A 16,141-nucleotide genomic window follows, 5' to 3' on the forward strand; every position below is an offset into this window, starting at 1 on the left:
TTTAAATTTAGGTTATTATGAATTATGCAGAATTGGCAAGGCAGCAAAATATATCGACGTCGGCCATACTTGAGGAGTCTCTTAGGGATAAGGATTGTATTTTAGCTTTAACGAAAAGCTATTGTTTTGTGAATGATATTTCTTTGTGCGTTTCATTGGTGAGTGGAAGGAGAGAAAGTAAATTAATTCTTCATTCAATAAAAGAATATCAGTTTGCGCTGTTTGCATTAAACCAAGGATTTTACAGGCATGCATTTTCAGCTCTCCGTTTAAGTTTTGAACTGGCTTTGTCTGCGATTGAGTTTTCAGCGAACGAAATTGCATTGCGCCAATGGGAGCAGGGATCATATGACGTAAGTTGGGGGCGTATTGTCAATCCTGATGCAGGGATATTTTCTAATAACTTTTTAAAATCTTTTTCTGCTGGAGTTGATGATAAAGGGCAGCATTTTAGGTCATTGGCTGAGAAGGTATATCGTGAGTGTTCAGAGTATGTTCATGGGAATGCTAGTACTCATTGCGATTTGCCGGTGGATATAAATTTCTCAAAAAATTGTGTGATTGATTGGTGTGAAAAAGCCGCAGTTATTCATATGGTTGTGTTGTTTTCATTTTTTTCTAGGTATCTAAACGATATGACTGAATCGGAGAGACGGAAAGTCGAATCTCCATTTTTGGAAAATCTTGGGTATATTAAGAGTGTAAGAGTTATTTTTGGAGCGGCAATTTAATATTATGGCTGATTATTTTATTCGAACAGAAGATATTGCGAATGATGAGATTTTAAAGTTGTTTGTTGAAACAGCTCGGGATCGGGAAATTATAGATGCGTTAAAAAGTCGAAATCCAATAATACTTCTTGGTAGTCGTGGAGTCGGAAAATCTTTTTTAATGAAGGTTGCTCAAGCTGAAATGCTACGTGACTTTGAGGCGGAGAATGTGCTTCCAGTTTATGTTAGTTTTACAAAAAGCTCTCTCCTGCAAACCTCAACGGCAGATCAGTTTCATTATTGGATGCTGGCTAGAATATGTATTTCTATAGTTCGGGCATTAATGAAGCAAGGATTACTGGCTGGAGCACCTCTTAGTACGCAAATTATTTCAGGGGATGCTAGTGGGCGCGCGACCGCACAGTCAAAAATTGAAGTTATAGCAGCTCAATTCGAAGAGAGTTGGAAAACTCCAGATGTTGCTGTTGATGTAACTTCATTGCCAGATGTTGATAAACTTAAAGAGTTACTTGAGGATTTGTGTGAGTCTTCAGGCGTGAAACGTTTTTCTGTATGTATTGACGAGGCTGCCCATATATTTTTGCCGAGTCAGCAACGTCAATTTTTTACACTTTTCCGCGATTTACGTAGCCCATATTTGACCTGCAATGCGGCAGTTTATCCGGGTGTCACTTCTTACGGGGAAACATTTCAACCAGTCCACGATGCGACAGTTTTATCGGTAGATCGAGATGTGACACATCCAAATTATGTTTCCAATATGCGGGAAATAGTTGAGAAGCAGGCCGAAAGTGCAGTATCTAGGGATATAGAAAGAAATGGGCAAAATTTTGCTGTCCTTGCGTATGCTGCTAGTGGAAATCCACGAATTTTATTAAAAACAATAGCAAAGGCATCAAGAATATCTAGCAAGGAAGTTAATGATGTTATTCGGGAGTATTATAGAAATGAAATTTGGTCCGAGCACTCTCTTTTGGTTGAGAAGTATAAAAGCCATAAGGATATTATAGATTGGGGGAGAGCATTTATTGAGAATGATCTCCTTCCGGATCTCAGGATGAGAAATATCTATTCTCTAAGTCAAGGACAAAAGACAAGTTGTTTTTTCTGGATTCATCGTGATGCTCCAGCTGTTGTGATGCATGCATTAAAAGTTCTTTCATATACTGGTATCGTTATCGAGCATTCGGCTGGAATAAAAGCAAAAAGTACAGAAATAGGAACGCGATATCTTGTTAACTTGGGGTGTTTGTTTGCGCTTGAGTCTCAGCCGGCAGTGACTGCCTTTCCTGTAGCGCAGAATTTGGACATGCGCCGGATGAAGGAATACCGTGCAAATCATCCAATTTTCGCCCCTGTTGTAGATGCAACGCCAACCTTAAATGATGAGTCTCTGGGGCGTGTAGAGTTTTTGGATCAAATTTCAAAATCAATTGATGTTCTTGATATATCTGATTGGCAAAAAGAAGTATTGCAGAAGCTGAAAATATTGACACTTTCTGATTTACTTAACTCATCTGAGTCAGATTTGCAAAAAGCCCATTATGTCGGAGAGGTTCGGTCTAGGAGGATGAGGAATGCCGCATTTGCTGCTATATATGAATATTTATCTGGGTAATTGTTAAAATTAATACTTTTTTAGTGGTAGTGGATATTCGGCTGATATTTTTGTATCAGCCAAATTTTTATATGATTCTATGTTTTTATTAAGATGAAAATTGCCGGTTTATATTAGCTTCCGAATATTTTCGTACGTTGGATTATTTGTACTTAATCAATAGTATTGCCGCGCATGGCAAAGACCATGACAGCCGAGACGATGGCGGGAATGGCGACGACGAGGAAAATCGTGCTGTTGGGCCAGTTCAGGCGGATCAGCTCGCCGCCGAGCACAGGGCCGATGATGGAGCCGATGCGGCCCACGCCCAGGCTCCAGCCGATGCCCGTCGAGCGCAGGGTGGTCGGGTAGTAGCTGGCCGCCAGGGCGTTGACGGCAGGCTGGCCGCCCACCACGCAGAAACCGGCGATGAAAATGGTGATGAACAGGAAGGCCAGCGACACGTCGGGACGGCCGATCAGGGCGATGGCGACTGCAGCGACCAAAAAGCACGGCAGCAGGATGCGGCGGAAGCTGGAGCGGTCGATCAGCTGGCCCATGACGAGGGTGCCGATGGTGCCGCCCACTTGCAGGGCCGTGCCCGCCAGCACGGCGTTGGCCGTCGACAGGCCCGCTTCCTTGGCGATGGTCGGCAGCCAGTTGGACAGGAAATACAAGTTCAGCAAGTTCATGAAATTGATGACCCACAACAGAATCGTCATCTTGGCGCGGCCGCCCGTAAACAATTGCAGCACGGGCGCGCCCTTGTGTTCCTTTTCATGCACGACGTATTGCGTGTCGGCCGTGATGTTGACGGTGGGATCGATGCGTTTGAGCCACTGGGCGACTTTATCCAGCTTGCGTTTCTTCAATACCAGAAATTGCATCGATTCCGGCAGCAGGAAGAACATCAGCACGCCGATGACCAGCGGCACCACGCCGCCCACGTAAAACACGGATTGCCAGCCGAAGGCGGGAATCAGCGCGGCGGACAATAATCCGCCCAGGACGGCGCCCAGGGTAAAGCCGCACGAGACGAGCATCATCAGGGTGACTTTCTTGCGCAGGGGGCTGTATTCGCCGGCCAGCGCCATGGCGTTCGGCATCACGGCGCCCAGGCCCAGTCCCGTGATAAAACGGATCAGCTGCAATTGCTCGATGTTTGTTGCCAGCGGCGTGACCAGCATGCACAGCGAAAAGAAGATGGTCGAGCCGATCAGCACGGGGCGGCGGCCGAACTTGTCGGCCGTGATGCTGAAGACGAGCGAGCCGACCAGCATGCCCAGCAAGCCCGCGCCGAACACGGGGCCCAGGTTGGCCTTGCTGACATGCCAATCGGCAATGATGGCGGGCGCCACATAGCCCATCGCCTGCACGTCGAAGCCATCCATGATGACGCACAGCCCGCACAGGATCAGCATGCCGATCTGGAAGGAGCCGATCCTGTTGTTATTGATGAGATCGGGAATATCGATCGTCTTGCCTGCCGTGGACATGGTGATGCTCCTGTTTTTTATGGTGATCGCCCCCTGCCGGCGAGGGAGGGGCGCGTGTTTGTCTCAGGCTTTATTACAATCGCTTTTGATTGATTATTCAAACGTTATTTTCGAATGGATTTATCAGCTTTCCTTGTGAATCTTTGGCTGGCCCTGGATGGCGGCCAGGATGACGTCCAGCGCCGGGTGCATGATCTTGCGTTCGTTTGAAATGACATAAAACTGTTCGCGCAGGGACGAGGCGTCGCCGACCAGCACGGCGCCGAATTGCTCCTCGATGTCGGCCGCCAGGCTGGCCGGGGCGAAGAACAGGCCCAGGCCCTTGCGGCCGAAGGCGTTGAGCATGGCGTTGTCCTCGAATTCACCGACCACATCGGGCCGCACGCCTTGCTGCACCATCCATTCATCGATGCGCCCGCGCAAGGCGTTATTGCGCGCCGGCAGCAGGAATGGCGCGCCATGCAGGCTGTGCGGGAAGTTGTCGCGGTATTGTGCGGCCAGCGCGGGGATGCCGAACAGTTTCATGGCGCTTTCGCCCCACAGGTGGCTGGACACGCGCAGGCTGGCGCCGGCGGGCACGGCGCGGTCCGTCAACACCAGGTCCAGCTTGTGCAGGGCCAGGTCGGCCAGCAAGGATTCAAATTCGTCTTCCAGGCACACGAGCTTGACGGGCTGGTCCAGGCTGCGCGTGGCGTCGAGCATGCGGTAGGCCATCAGTTTCGGCAGGGAATCGGAAATGCCCACCGTCAAACGCATCTTTTCCGCGTCCGTATCGGCCAGCGCATCCTGCATCTGCTCGCCCAGCAAAAAAATCTGGTCCGCATAGCCGAGCGCCAGCCGGCCCGCTTCCGTCGGCACCAGGCGGCGTCCCTGCGGCTGCAGCAGGGAGCGGCCCAGTTCCTTTTCCAGCAGGGCCAGCTGGGTGCTGATGGTTTGCACGGCCAATCCCAGCCGTTCGGCCGCGCGCGTCACGCCGCCTTCCTTGGCGACGACCCAAAAAAAGTACAAATGGCGGTAATTGAAGCCCGTGGTTTTCATCGCGATATCCTATCTTCTGTTTTTACGAAGTAATACTTCCATTATCTTCTATTTTTAAATGTGTGACATGTCCCTATACTATGTTTCATTAAATCTAGATAACGGGGAACTATCGATGAAGCATTTCAGAGTGTCATTTCTAGTGACATTTATCTGCCTGGGCATTTCCGCCTGGTGGGGTTACACGCACGGTGGCGTGCAGACGATGCTGGCGGCGCTCGGTATCGCGGTGATCCTGGGCGTGATGGAAGTCTCGCTGTCGTTCGACAACGCGGTGGTCAATGCCTCGGTGCTGAAGAACTGGGACAAATTCTGGCAAAACCTGTTCCTGGGCGTGGGCATCATCATCGCCGTGTTCGGCATGCGTCTGCTGTTCCCGCTGGTCATCGTGGCGCAAGCGGCGGACCTGGGCTTGCTGGAAGTATGGAATCTGGCACTGAGCAATCCGGAACAGTATTCGATGCACCTGACGAATCACCACGCGGAAGTGGCGGCATTCGGCGGCATTTTCCTGCTGCTGGTCTTCCTGAACTTCCTGCTGGACTCGGAAAAAGAAACGCACTGGCTGGGCCGTATTGAAGAAAAATTGGGTGCGCTGGGCAAGATCTCGTCGATTTCCGTGATGATCGCGCTCGGTACCCTGATGGCCAGCCTGTCGATGATCGAAGAAGGCCAGAAGCTGGTGGTCCTGACGGCCGGCCTGTGGGGTATTTTGACCTACGTGGGCGTCGATGTGATCAGCGGTTTGCTGGAAGGCGACAACGGCGACGGCAACATGGGCGACATCATCAAGCGCGGCGGTATTGGCGGCTTCCTGTACCTGGAAGTGCTCGACGCCTCGTTCAGCTTTGACGGCGTGATCGGCGCGTTTGCCATCACCAAGGATGTCGTGATCATCATGCTGGGCCTGGCGATCGGCGCGATGTTCGTGCGTTCGATGACGGTGTTCCTGGTGCGCAAGGGCACGCTCGACGAGTTCGTTTATCTGGAGCACGGCGCGCACTATGCGATCGGTATCCTGGCCGTGATCATGTTGGTCAGCATGAAGTTCCACATTCCCGAGATTTTCACGGGTCTGATTGGGGTGGCCTTCATTCTCGCCTCGCTGTGGTCGTCGATCCGCTACAAGCGCAGGATGGCCCTCGAAGAAGGCCGGACGGAAGCGCTGGAAGCGGTCAAGGCAGTGTAAAGAATGCGCGGCAAACGACTACACCCGTTTGTCGGCAAGTTGCAGCAAGCGTCGCCGCCGGCCTGGGGAGTCAGGCCGGTGGAGGACGCCAGGTGTTTGATCATATACAACCCACATAGGAGAAATACATCATGGCAATCAGTCTGCAAAAAGGCGGCAACGTTAACCTGAGCAAGGAAGCCCCCGGCATTTCGAAGATGATCATCGGCCTGGGCTGGGATGCCCGCGCCACCGATGGCGCCGCGTTCGACATCGACGGTTCCGTATTCCTGTTGAAGGCCGACGGCAAGGTTCGCGCCGACGTCGACATGATTTTCTATAACAACCTGAAGTCGAGCGACGGTTCCGTCACCCACTCGGGCGACAACACCACGGGCGCCGGCGATGGCGACGATGAAACCGTCGTCGTCGACCTGGCCACGGTGCCGGCCGAGATCGACAAGATCGCCGTCTGCGTGACGATTCACGATGCCGAAGCGCGCAAGCAAAACTTTGGTATGGTATCGAAAGCGTACGTGCGTTGCGTGAATGCCAACGGCAACACGGAAATCGCCCGCTTCGACCTGTCGGAAGACGGTTCGGCGGAAACGGCCATGGTCTTCGGCGAAATCTACCGCAACGGCGGCGATTGGAAATTCAAGGCCATCGGCCAGGGCTACAAAGGCGGCCTGGGCCCACTCGCCGCGTCTTTCGGCGTCGGCGTATAAGTTGTAAATAATCAAGGCGGTCCGCAGCGCGGGCCGCCACCATCACCATCATCGTTGAGGAAGGAAGAGTCAGATGCCAGTTTTTACTATTACCGGGGACGTCGACCCGTTCCTGCATGTGTCGCTGGCCAAGGGCGAGAAGATTTATTGCGAATCCAACGCGATGGTGATGATGGAAACCAATCTTGAGCTGAAAGGCAAGATGACTGGCGGCATAGGCGCCGCGCTGATGCGCACCTTTGCCAATGGGGAATCGTTCTTTCAGCAGCATATCGAGGCCATGCGGGGCGACGGCGACTGTCTGCTGTCGCCCACCTTGCCCGGCGCGATGCGGGTGCTGGAGGTTGGCGCCCAGCAATACATGATCAGCGATGGCGCCTTCGTGGCGGCCAGCTCTGGCGTGGAATTGAAGGTGCGCACGCAAAGCCTTGGCAATGCGCTGTTTGCCCAGAGCGGTGGTTTTTTCATCACCGAGACGGCAGGCAGCGGCCAGTTGGCGGTGTCCGGTTTTGGCGCGATGTCGGAACTGGAAGTGACGCCTGGCAAGGACGTGGTGATCGATAACTCGCACGTCGTGTGCTGGGACAACCGCCTGCAATACGAAATTTCCATCACGACCGGCAGCAGCGGCGGCTTTCTGGGTAATTTGATCAATAGCCAGACCAGCGGCGAAGGCATGGTGCTGAAGTTTTCAGGCACGGGAAAAATCCTCGTGTGCTCGCGCAACCGCGCGGCCTTCCTCGCCTGGACGCAAAGCAAGCCGGCGTAAGAGTAGTTGATGCAACCAACCAAACAGGAGCTATGCGTATGTCTGTCAATTTGAGCAAGGGCCAGAAGATTTCTCTGGACAAAGAAGCTGGTGCCACCCTGACCCGTATCACCATGGGCCTGGGCTGGGATGCCGTCAAGACCAAGGGTTTCCTCGGTTTCGGTTCGAAGACGGAAGCCGTCGACCTGGACGCCTCGTGCGTCATGTTCGACGAGAACAAGGGCACGTCCGACATCGTCTGGTTCCGCCAGCTGAAAAGCAAGGACGGCAGCATTGTCCACACGGGCGACAACCGTACGGGCGCGGGCGACGGCGACGACGAACAGATCAATGTCGATCTGTCGACAGTGCCGGCGCACGTGAAAAGCCTGGTCTTCACCGTCAACAGCTTTACTGGCCAGAACTTCTCGCAGGTGGAAAACGCCTATTGCCGCATCTTGAATGCCAGCAATAATCAGGAAGTCGCGCGTTTCAACCTGTCTGTGCAAGGTTCCCACACGGCACAGATCATGGCCAAGCTGTACCGCCATAACGGCGAATGGAAGATGCACGCCATCGGAGAAAACGGCAACGGTCGCACGTTTGACGACCTGATGCCCCAAATCTCAGTGCATCTATAAGGAGCAGTACGCAGCGGGCGGGGGACGGACCGGATACCGGCCCTTGTCCGCTGCTCTATTTTGAAGGAGAGTATGTCGTGATGCGATTGCTGATAGCCTTGCTACTTCCGTGTCTCACGTTTTTCATGCTGGGGCGCCCGCTGGCCGGTGCCGCCGCCTTGATCTTGCAGTGCACTGTGATCGGCTGGGCGCCGGCGGCCCTGTGGGCCCTGTACACGGTGAACCAGCATAAAACGGAGCAGGAACTGGAAGGTGCGTTAAGCCGCAGCTACATGCGCAGGCGTAGTCGCTTGATTTAAGGTCGATTGATCTAAATCAACCGGGCGCCAGGAATCCTTGCGCTAAAGCCCGTACGAGCGATCGTGCGGGCTTTTTTGTGCGCGTGCGAGGCGCTACTCATCGCTTTCGGCTGGGCATATTGCCGCTTGTGCGGCCTCTTGCGAGGACGTTTCCGCTGCCGCCAGCAGGGTGTCGACGGTGCTGGCGTCAACGCGCTTCATGTCTTTCGACCACGATACGAGTAAGGCGAAAGACAGCAACAGGCTGATCACGCCGAGGACTAGCGTAAGACCGATGCCCCATTGCGACCACTTTCGTTGTACCAGGTTGAAGTGTTCAACACTTTGCCATTTTCCATTTTTCCAGGCCATCTCACGGCCTTTGATGCCCAGCCAGATGGCAACCCCGATGCCAACGTAGGGGATCAGTGCGAGTAAGCCTATCCACGTGCGGTTGCCGATCGCCCATATCCAGTTCAGCAGGAAGGCACCCCAGCTCCAGCCAGCCACACCGGCAGGCAGTGCCTCGGCGGCGTCACTGCGCGCGCCACAGTTGGCGCAAAAGTGCGTCTTGCCTTCCGCTTGCTGCGTCCCGCATGCCGTGCAAAACATGGGCTATCCTTCACGATGAATGGTGACCAGGCGGCTGCGGTGCATGGGTTTATCTCCCGCAACAGCCGTACAGTGCATTCTTCTTCGTCGACGTCATGGCTGTCTTGATTACAATCAAGAGTTACCCTTGTCGTGACAGGCAGCTCATTTCTTGCAGCGTATCGGCACGTTCACGGAATTGCCGTCTGAGCTCAGGTTACGGTATTGCAAATCTTCGCTTTCGATGGCGAAGCGGGGCACGGCGTGCACGTAGCGCTGCTTGCAGACCGTGTCGTCATTGATCAGTTTGCCCGCCAACATGTAGTCGCACAGGGCGAAGCGCGATTCCTCGTCGTCGAGGATCAGCACGCGCGCGGCGCTGTACAGCGCCGATTGCAAGACGTCCGGGCTGCAGTTTTCCGGGCCCGTCAGTTTCAGATGGGTTTTCGTCTGCGTGGCCAGGCGTTGCAGCTTGACGAGGGCGGCGCGCTCTTCCTTGCGGGCACTGTCGACTTGGGCGTCGCCGCTGGACAGGCGCAGCGCCAGCGAGGCGATCTGGTCGATGGAAATATGCCAGGCAAAGCCTTCGAGGCGCGTGCGGATCTGGCCGGGCAGGGGATCGGCCGCATCGACTTCGCAGCGGTACTGGCCCAGGTGGGGACGGCACAGCACGGGAATGGCAAAGGCCGAGGTGCGCTTGCTCTTGACGAATTTCTGGCTCAGGTCGCCAAAGTTTTCATGCGTGATGGTATCGAAGCGGGCTTGCCCAAAGCCCATCTTGACGAGGTTTTCCTTGCGCTGGCGCGAAAACAGGGCATCGACGGCGTCGTAGATATTCTTGTTGAAGATGCGGTCCAGCGGCTGGCGCTCGTCCGACATCTTTTCGAAGACGGCGCTGGAATTGGGCGCGTTGGCGTCGATGGAAATGAGGATGAAGGGCTTGCTGTTCAGGCGCGGCGGCACGACGGCCATGTCGTTGCCGTACAGCTGCGTCAGGGCCACGTCCCACAGGGTTTCCACGCCCAGATTGTCGGCCGCGCCGCCGTCGAACAGGTGCACGTAAGACGGCGATTCGCGCGACTCGGAACCGAGCTCCGGCACGAACGTATTTTTCGGACGGAAACGCTCGAAGGTGACGGAATCGAACACGCCGGGAAAGGCGGCCGAGGTGGCCACGGCCGTTGCCAGGCGGATATCCTGGATCGGCGAATGCAGGGTGCCGTAAAAATACTCATAAGAAAACACCACGCGCTTGCCGCCATCGGTGGCATCCGTCGCGTTGGCCAGGAAGATGGGGCCGTCGTGCGGCAAGTCCTCGTAGGTTTTCTTGTCGTACAGCACATCGTCGAATACGTCGGACAGGAAGGACGTGCGCGTCTTGTTCGTCAACAACATCGTCGTCAGGTTGGCCGGTTTCAAAATGGTCTGGCCGAAGAAATCCGTTTTCAGCTTGCTGCGCAGCAAAGGCCAATCCGTCTGCTTGCCATGCAAGGCATAGTAGCCGCCCGCGATGGCGCCGCCGGACACGCCGGAGATGGCCGAGGCGCCGCTGACGAGACCGAACTGCTCCAGCTGCTCCAGCGAGGCGGCCGAGAAATTGGCTGCGCGGCTGCCTCCGCCGGACAGGGCGATGCCGATGAAGTGGTCGTTGGGCATCGGGTTCTGGATGCGCGCCTTGGGCGCGTCGATGCGCAGGCGCGGGGCTTCCTGCACGGTGAACGTGCGGTTTTCCACGCCGCTGTTGGGGCGCAGGGCGAGTACCGTGCAGCCGCTCAGCAGCGCGACGAGGATAAATGGTGCGAACAAGCGTGGCTTCATGCGTGATCTGTGCGTAGTCATTGGTTGGGATACGGACGGAAACGTGTGCGATTCTAGCAAACTTGCCGGTGATTAAGCATGCAGCTGATATGCGAGGAGGGCGGCGTTGTAGCCCGCGTGTACCAGCATGGGCGCCAGCAGCGCGCCGCTGCGTTCGTACGCGAGGCCCGCGCACAGGCCCAGCACGAAGGCAGGCAGCATGGCGGAGGGCGGATGCATCATGGCAAACAGCGCGGCGCCGATGGCGATGGCTTGCCAGGCCGGCAGCGAACGGCGCAAGCCGCCCTGCAGCAAGCCGCGGAAAATGAATTCCTCGCACAGGGGAGCGGCCAGCACGCCCAGGGCCAGCAGCCACAGGCTGTCCCATGAACTGCCGCCCGCTGCCGCCGCAGGTGCTTGCAGCACGAGCGTGCAGGCGATGCCGCAGAGAGCCGATACGGCCGCGCCTGCCGTACCCCAGCGCCAGGGGTGCCGGCCTCGTGCCATGCGCGGCACGCCGGCCGTCTTGCTGCGCCAGTAGACCAGGCGCAGCAGCACATACGTGAGCACGCCAGCCACCTTGTCCTTGAGCAGGATCAACAGCAGGATTTGCAGAATAAAAAACAGCATGGCGGCGATCAGGCCGTCGGCCGCCGTCACCCTGGCCGGCGGCGAGGCGGACGGGTCGAGCAGGTAGGGCACTTCATCGCGTGCTTTTTGCCACAGGGCCACGGCCAGCGCCGCCGTCAGCACGACAAACACCAGTTGCTGCGCCAGGCTGCCGGCCGCCAGCGCGGCGATGTACAGGCCGGTCAGCAGCAGGTATAGATACGTGTAGGCGGGCCGTATCTTTACCGCCGCTTCGGTGGCCAGCGGATCGCTGGCAAACACGCCCAGCGCCACGGCGATCGCCGAGTACAGGGGGATGCCGGCCAGGGCCAGCAGCATCAAACCCGCCATGTCCCACCGCCAGGCGTCTTGCCAGGCCAGCGCCGCGCTGAACAGGATCAAGGGGTAGAGCAGGGCCAGCGCGGCCCACAGCTGGGCTTTTTGCCGCAGCGCCTGGTCGACGGCGACGGGAAACGTGTACAGCAGCCACAGCGCGCCGCCTTCCTTGTTGAGGGTCTGGAACGCCGACATCATCAGCACATAAGTGCCGAGGAAAAAGCCGGTAGAGGCCAGCAAGACGGGGCTGGACAGCAGCTCGTGCAGGTCGCGCGCCTGGCCCGAGAACAGGGCCTGGCCACCGAGGATCAGCAAGGGCAGCAACAGGGTTTGCACGAGAAAATTGCGGTCGCGCAGCAGCAAGGTCAGCTCGCGGCGCTGGATCACCGTGCCGGGGCGGGCGCGCCACTTGCCAGCGGACTGGTTCGCAGGGGAGCGCTTGCGGCCGGCCTCGCGCTGGCCCGCGCCCACCACGCCGTGGCGCAGCTGGCGGCGCAGCAGGGCCATGCCCAGCAGCATCAAGCACAGGCATTGCGCCAGCAGCAGGACGGCCGGCAAGGCTGCTGCCGCACCTTGGGCATTGAGCAAACTCACCAGCAGGCCCGGCGGCGTCCAGCTGGTCCAGGCCGGCATGGCCGCCGCCCACGCGTGGGCAAAGCCGCCCGTACCCATGCCGAACGACATGCCCATATACATGGGAAACAGGCCGGCCACCGACAGCAGGGCCTGCAAGTTGCCCAGCTGCGCAGGACTGAGCGACAGGCGCAAGCCCGTGTCGATCAGGGTACGCAACATGGCTGCCAGGGCCAGCAGGAGCAGGCAGGCAAACAGCCCCGACAGCGGCGAAAACCAGCCCTGGCCCGAATACCAGGCGATCATGGTGGTGCCGGGCCACAGCACCAGCAGGCCGAGCGGGTTGACCAGCGTGCGTTCGAGCACGCGCGCCCACAGCAGGGTGCCCTTGTCGACGGGCAGGGTGACCAGCCATTCCAGGTCCCAGTCCGGCTTCGACAGTTCTCCCATGCCCAGCGGCAGCAGCAGGCTCACCAGCCACAGCAGCGCCAATTGCAAGGTCAGGGCGCCCGCCAGCGCCGCACTGAACGGTTGCTCGATCAAGTGGGCGATGACGGGCGCCATCACGCGCTCGCCCGCCTGCAGGCTGCCCTTGGCCTGGCAAACGGTCACCTGGTCGAGCAGGCAATGCATGTTCAGCAGGTTGTGGCGGGCGATATTGCCGGAGGCAAATAGCATGGGCAAGACCAGCAGCGCGCCCAGCAGCCATCGCCCTCGTTTCTTTCCTGGCGTGGCGGGCCGGCTCTTGCCTCCTCGATGGAATGCCAAGCCCTTGCCGCTGACGTTGAGCAGGCGCTGCAGGCGCAAGCGGGTCAGCAGCCAGACGGCGCGCCAGGCGGTGGGCGGCGCCGGTGTCATGCGGTTTCGTCGGTGAGTTGCAAAAAGAGGTCTTCCAGGCTGCCGTCGCTGGACAGCTGCCGGCGGATCTCGTCCAGGCTGCCCGTGGCGACCAGGGCGCCACGGTGGATGATGGCAACCCGGCTGCACAGTTTTTGCGCCATGTCGAGCAAATGCGTGGAAACAAAAATGGTGGTGCCGGCCGCGGCGATGCGCAGCAGGCGTTCCTGCACGTCGCGCGAAGCACGCGGGTCGAGGCCGTTGATCGGTTCATCGAGGATCAGCACGGCGGGATCGTGGATCAGCGCGCACGCGAGGCCCAGCTTTTTCTTCATGCCCAGCGAATAATTGACGGCGAAATCCTCGCTCGCCTCGTCCAGGCCGAATTCCGTCAGCAGACGCGCCGTGCGCGTGGCCGCCTCGGCGCGTGGATAGCCATGCATTTCGGCTACGAATTGCAGGATTTCACGTCCCCGCAAATAATCGTAGAAGATGGGATTGTCGGGCAGGTAGCCCACCTTGCGCTTGACGGCGGCGCCATCGCGGTGGCAATCGAGGCCATCGATCAGCACGCGCCCGCTGCTGGGCACGAGGATGCCCATCAGCATGCGGATGGTGGTGGTTTTACCGGCCCCATTCGGGCCCAGGAAGCCGAAGACCTCTCCTTTGCCCACTTGTAAGGTCAGCGGCTTGACGGCCTCGAACGTGCCGTAGTGTTTGGACAAACCTTCGAAGGCGATCATGGCGCACCCAGCGCGGCCAGCAGGCGCCGCTCGCCATCGGGCGTGAGGCGCAGGGCACGGCTGTCGAGTTCGCGCTCGGCCCAGCGCCGGCGCAGGGCCAGCTGCAGCAGGGCCGCCCCCAGCGCCCCACCCAAATGGGCGCGCCGTTCGCTCCAGTCCAGGCAGGCACAGGCGAAGCGGCGGCGCTGGCGCTGCAATTGCGGCACGTCGATGCCCAGCGCCGCCATGCCGGCCGCACCCGCTTCCGACAGGCAATACTCTCCTTCGCCTTCGCCATCATCGTCGAGCAGCCAGCCTTGCGCGTGCAACTGGTCGTGCATGGCGACGGCGACCGTGCCGGCCATGTGGTCGTAGCAGGTGCGCGCATGGCGCAAGCGGTCCGGCGTGGAGGGTGTAAACGGCGTTGCGGGCACGCCGGCCACCACCAGCAGCGCTTCCAGCGCCCGCGCCACCTCCGTACTGGCCAGACGGAAGTAGCGGTGCTTGCCCTGCGCCAGCATCGACAGCAAACCGTCGTCGCGCAAGCGCGCCAGATGGGCGCTGGCCGTCGAGGCGCCTACCTCGGCCAAGGTGGCCAGTTCCGTGGCCGTGCGCGCATGGCCATCGAGCAGGCTGCACAGCATGCGCGCGCGGGCCGGTTCGGCGATGGCGCCGGCCAGTTGCGCCAGGCCCATGTCGGCAGAGGGAAGTTTGTCATCCATGATTCGTCCGTGGGCGAAGTGTTGTGGTGGAAGGACCAGCATACTCGTGTCCCCACATCACTGCAATGGAATGCGCATGCCGCTCGCCGACCCTTTTTCCGCCGTCACCCACGCGGCGCCGTATGACTACTATCGCCGCCTGGCGGAAGGCCCGCCCCTGCGTTTCGAGACGTCGCTCGATTGCTGGCTGGCAACGGGAGCCGTTGGCGTACAGGCCGTCCTCGAGCATCCTGCTTGCCGCGTGCGCTCGGCAGGCCAACCGGTACCGGATACGCTGGCAGGCACGCCGTGCGGCGCCATCTTTGCCGAACTGGTGCGCATGAACGAGGGCGAGCGGCATGCCGTGCCGAAACAGGTGCTGGCGCGCGCGCTGGGCCAGGTGGACCTGGCTCGCCTGCACGGACGGGTGATGCAGTTTGCCGGCGACCGCGTTCCCGGCAGCGCCGCGCAGCTGAACGAGGCGATTTTTGAGCTGCCCCTGTTCGCCATGGCGGACTTGCTGGGCTTTGCGCCAGCGCAATGGCCGGCGCTGGCCGCCTGGACGCGCGACTTTGTCGCCTGTTTGTCGCCGCTGAGCAATGGGAAAGAATTGGCCGGCGCGCAGCAAGCGGCCGATGCCTTGCTGCACGGTTTTACCGTATTGCTGCGCGAGGCGGATGCCTTGCCCGGCAGCTTGCTGCACGACATCGTGACCGGGGCGGATGCCGTCGGCTGGCGGGCGTCTGGCGGCGTGCTGGCCAACCTTGTGGGCTTGCTGTCGCAGACGTGTGACGCCACGGCAGGTCTGCTGGGCAATGCCACGGTCGCTTTGTGCACGCAGCCGCAGTTGTTCGCGCAACTGCGCGCCGCACCCCAGCGATGGCCGGCTTTGCTGCGCGAGGTCAGCCGGCATGACCCCGCCATCCATAACACGCGCCGCTACACGGCCGATGCCGTGGAATTGCCCGGCGTGTGCATACCGGCCGGGCAGACGATCGTCGTCGTGCTGGCCAGCGCCGGCCAGGCTGAGTCGGGTTTTGGCCATGGCCGCCACGCCTGTCCGGGCCAGTCCATCGCCCAGACGATTGCCACTGCATGCCTGCAGGCATGGGCCGACGGGCTGGAAGACATGCCGCTGGTCTGGTCGTACCGGCCTTCGCTGAACGCCCGCATCCCCGTTTTCAGCAATGGAGAAATAGCATGATTGCCGTGATTTTCGAAGTCTGGCCCAGCGCCGAAGGACGCCAGCAGTATCTGGACCTGGCGGCCGCGCTGCGTCCCTTGCTCGCTGAAGTCGATGGATTCATTTCCATCGAGCGCTTCAGCAGCCTGAGCGAGCCAGGCAAACTGCTGTCGCTGTCTTTCTTTCGCGACGAAGCGGCACTGGCGCAGTGGCGGCAGCTGGAAGCGCACCGCGCGGCGCAATCGGCGGGCAGGCACGGTGTGTTCGACGACTACCGGCTGCGCATCGCCGGCGTGGTGCGTGATTACGGCATGCTGGAGCGGCAACAGGCGCCGACCGACAGCCGCCAGCGCCACGATGTCTGATG

16 protein-coding genes are annotated in these 16,141 nt (G+C 58.8%); 9 read left to right on the forward strand and 7 right to left on the reverse strand.

The window, feature by feature from the left end:
- The first annotated feature begins 17 nt into the window (after positions 1-17).
- Together AC1Q6X_RS18875 and AC1Q6X_RS18880 are read left to right on the forward strand one after the other, a co-directional pair.
- Positions 18-731 (forward strand): hypothetical protein, encoded by a 714-nt coding sequence (locus tag AC1Q6X_RS18875; protein WP_492498120.1) that lies wholly within the window; start codon positions 18-20, stop codon positions 729-731.
- Positions 732-735: 4 nt separating this feature from the next.
- On the forward strand, positions 736-2,349 hold the full coding sequence (locus AC1Q6X_RS18880) for an ORC-CDC6 family AAA ATPase (RefSeq protein ID WP_492498122.1): 1,614 nt from the start codon (positions 736-738) through the stop codon (positions 2,347-2,349).
- 152 nt (positions 2,350-2,501) lie between these two features.
- On the opposite strand, the gene AC1Q6X_RS18885 is transcribed toward AC1Q6X_RS18880, so the two are convergent.
- Both AC1Q6X_RS18885 and nhaR read right to left on the reverse strand, forming a co-directional pair.
- Complete coding sequence (locus tag AC1Q6X_RS18885; RefSeq protein WP_492498124.1) at positions 2,502-3,824, reverse strand: MFS transporter; 1,323 nt, start codon at positions 3,822-3,824, stop codon at positions 2,502-2,504.
- A 123-nt stretch (positions 3,825-3,947) separates the two neighbouring features.
- Complete coding sequence (gene nhaR / locus AC1Q6X_RS18890) at positions 3,948-4,862, reverse strand: transcriptional activator NhaR (protein ID WP_070222547.1); 915 nt, start codon at positions 4,860-4,862, stop codon at positions 3,948-3,950.
- Between the two features lie 115 nt (positions 4,863-4,977).
- On the opposite strand from nhaR, the gene AC1Q6X_RS18895 reads away from it, so the two are divergent.
- From AC1Q6X_RS18895 to AC1Q6X_RS18915, 5 genes are all read left to right on the forward strand, one after another.
- Positions 4,978-6,051 (forward strand): DUF475 domain-containing protein, encoded by a 1,074-nt coding sequence (locus tag AC1Q6X_RS18895; protein ID WP_230506327.1) that lies wholly within the window; start codon positions 4,978-4,980, stop codon positions 6,049-6,051.
- A 131-nt stretch (positions 6,052-6,182) separates the two neighbouring features.
- Complete coding sequence (locus AC1Q6X_RS18900; RefSeq protein WP_070222543.1) at positions 6,183-6,758, forward strand: TerD family protein; 576 nt, start codon at positions 6,183-6,185, stop codon at positions 6,756-6,758.
- Positions 6,759-6,831: 73 nt separating this feature from the next.
- On the forward strand, positions 6,832-7,527 hold the full coding sequence (locus tag AC1Q6X_RS18905) for a TIGR00266 family protein (protein ID WP_492498126.1): 696 nt from the start codon (positions 6,832-6,834) through the stop codon (positions 7,525-7,527).
- A gap of 38 nt (positions 7,528-7,565) precedes the next feature.
- Entirely contained in the window at positions 7,566-8,147 is a 582-nt protein-coding gene (locus AC1Q6X_RS18910) for a TerD family protein (protein WP_492498127.1), read from the forward strand.
- Between the two features lie 80 nt (positions 8,148-8,227).
- Complete coding sequence (locus tag AC1Q6X_RS18915) at positions 8,228-8,446, forward strand: hypothetical protein (protein ID WP_034784905.1); 219 nt, start codon at positions 8,228-8,230, stop codon at positions 8,444-8,446.
- 93 nt (positions 8,447-8,539) lie between these two features.
- Here AC1Q6X_RS18915 and AC1Q6X_RS18920 read toward each other — a convergent pair whose 3' ends face one another.
- From AC1Q6X_RS18920 to AC1Q6X_RS18940, 5 genes are all read right to left on the reverse strand, one after another.
- A complete protein-coding gene (locus AC1Q6X_RS18920) occupies positions 8,540-9,037 on the reverse strand; it encodes a zinc ribbon domain-containing protein (protein WP_492498128.1) in 498 nt (165 codons plus the stop codon).
- A 144-nt stretch (positions 9,038-9,181) separates the two neighbouring features.
- Entirely contained in the window at positions 9,182-10,822 is a 1,641-nt protein-coding gene (locus tag AC1Q6X_RS18925; RefSeq protein ID WP_492498129.1) for a patatin-like phospholipase family protein, read from the reverse strand.
- A gap of 84 nt (positions 10,823-10,906) precedes the next feature.
- Positions 10,907-13,189 (reverse strand): CPBP family intramembrane glutamic endopeptidase, encoded by a 2,283-nt coding sequence (locus tag AC1Q6X_RS18930; RefSeq protein WP_492498130.1) that lies wholly within the window; start codon positions 13,187-13,189, stop codon positions 10,907-10,909.
- Positions 13,186-13,911, reverse strand: coding sequence for an ABC transporter ATP-binding protein (locus AC1Q6X_RS18935; protein ID WP_492498131.1), 726 nt, complete (start codon positions 13,909-13,911; stop codon positions 13,186-13,188). The genes AC1Q6X_RS18930 and AC1Q6X_RS18935 overlap by 4 nt, the downstream gene beginning before the upstream one ends.
- The gene (locus AC1Q6X_RS18940) at positions 13,908-14,612 is read right to left on the reverse strand and encodes an ArsR/SmtB family transcription factor (RefSeq protein ID WP_492498132.1); all 705 of its coding nucleotides are present in this window, start codon (positions 14,610-14,612) and stop codon (positions 13,908-13,910) included. The genes AC1Q6X_RS18935 and AC1Q6X_RS18940 overlap by 4 nt, the downstream gene beginning before the upstream one ends.
- A gap of 76 nt (positions 14,613-14,688) precedes the next feature.
- Here AC1Q6X_RS18940 and AC1Q6X_RS18945 point away from each other — a divergent pair, with 76 nt between their 5' ends.
- Together AC1Q6X_RS18945 and AC1Q6X_RS18950 are read left to right on the forward strand one after the other, a co-directional pair.
- Positions 14,689-15,795, forward strand: a complete 1,107-nt coding sequence (locus AC1Q6X_RS18945; protein WP_492498133.1) for a cytochrome P450 — start codon at positions 14,689-14,691, stop codon at positions 15,793-15,795.
- Positions 15,792-16,139 (forward strand): antibiotic biosynthesis monooxygenase family protein, encoded by a 348-nt coding sequence (locus AC1Q6X_RS18950; RefSeq protein ID WP_230506320.1) that lies wholly within the window; start codon positions 15,792-15,794, stop codon positions 16,137-16,139. The genes AC1Q6X_RS18945 and AC1Q6X_RS18950 overlap by 4 nt, the downstream gene beginning before the upstream one ends.
- Positions 16,140-16,141 lie beyond the last annotated feature (2 nt).

Source organism: Janthinobacterium sp. GW823-FHT06H09, from assembly GCF_058794735.1.